This is a genomic window from Actinacidiphila sp. bgisy145 (assembly GCF_057708125.1).
Window position 1 is genome coordinate 1 of record NZ_JBYIRL010000110.1, and the last position, 1,188, is coordinate 1,188.

2 protein-coding genes are annotated in these 1,188 nt (G+C 64.6%); both read right to left on the bottom strand.

Annotated elements, in window-relative coordinates:
- Nucleotides 1-8: 8 nt before the first annotated feature.
- Nucleotides 9-818: an ABC transporter ATP-binding protein gene (locus tag AC3ERT_RS36500; protein ID WP_435138151.1), complete on the bottom strand. Its 810-nt coding sequence runs from the start codon at nt 816-818 to the stop codon at nt 9-11.
- On the bottom strand, nt 805-1,188 hold a 384-nt coding region (locus AC3ERT_RS36505; RefSeq protein WP_435138148.1), incomplete at its 5' end, for an ABC transporter permease. The genes AC3ERT_RS36505 and AC3ERT_RS36500, both read right to left, overlap by 14 nt.

Here is a 1,188-nt window from a genome sequence, read left to right on the forward strand (position 1 = left end):
GTCCGCGGTCACTTCCCGGTCTTCGCCTCGTACGCCGCGAGCACGTCCTCGGTCGGGCCGTCCATCAGCATCACCCCGTGCTCCAGCCAGATCGCCCGCTCACACGTGTCCCGGATCGACTTGTTGCTGTGCGAGACCAGGAACACCGTCCCCGCCTCCTTCCGCAACTCCCGGATACGCTCCTCCGACCGCCGCTGGAACGACCGGTCACCCGTCGCCAGCGCCTCGTCGATCATCAACACGTCATGGTCCTTCGCCGCCGCGATCGAGAACCGCAACCGCGCCGCCATCCCCGACGAATACGTCCGCATCGGCAACGAGATGAAATCACCCTTCTCGTTGATCCCCGAGAAATCCACGATCCCCTTGTACCGCGACCGCACCTCCTCCCGCGACATCCCCATCGCCAACCCGCCCAGGATCACATTCGTCCCCCCGGTCAGATCGTTCATCAACGCCGCGTTCACCCCCAGCAACGACGGCTGCCCATCGGTGTAGATCCGCCCCGACTCCGGCGGCAGCAACCCCGCGATCGCCCGCAACAGCGTCGACTTCCCCGAACCGTTCGACCCGATGATCCCGATCGCCTCACCGCGATACGCCGTGAAACTCACGTCCTTCACCGCATGCACCCGCCGCACGTTCGTCGACCGGCGCTTCCGCGACAGCATCCGCCCCAGCGCCGCCGTCGCACTCCCCTTGCCCGTCCCCGCACCATGCACCGTGTAGACGATGTTCACGCCCTCCACGATCACCGTCGGCACCTTCGGACGACTCACCTGCACCGGCGGAAGCGCCGGCTGCTCAGCCACGGCCATAGGACTCTTCCGCCTTCCAGAAGTACACATACCCACCGACACCGACGACCAGCGCCCACGCCACCGCCATCGGCCACACATGCGCCGGCATCTGCGACGCCGTCACCGAATCGATCAACGCGAACCGCATCAGATCGATGTAGATCGCCGCCGGATTCACATCCAGCAGAATCCGCACCGCATGCGGCGCCGTCGACGTCAACTTCGTGATGCTGTACATCACACCCGACATGTACATCCACGTCCGCAACATGAACGGCATCAACTGCGAAAGATCCGTCATCTTGCTGCCCAACCGCGCCACGAACAACGCCAACCCCGTGTTGAACACCCACTGGCACAACAACGCCGGGAACATCAGCAACCACGA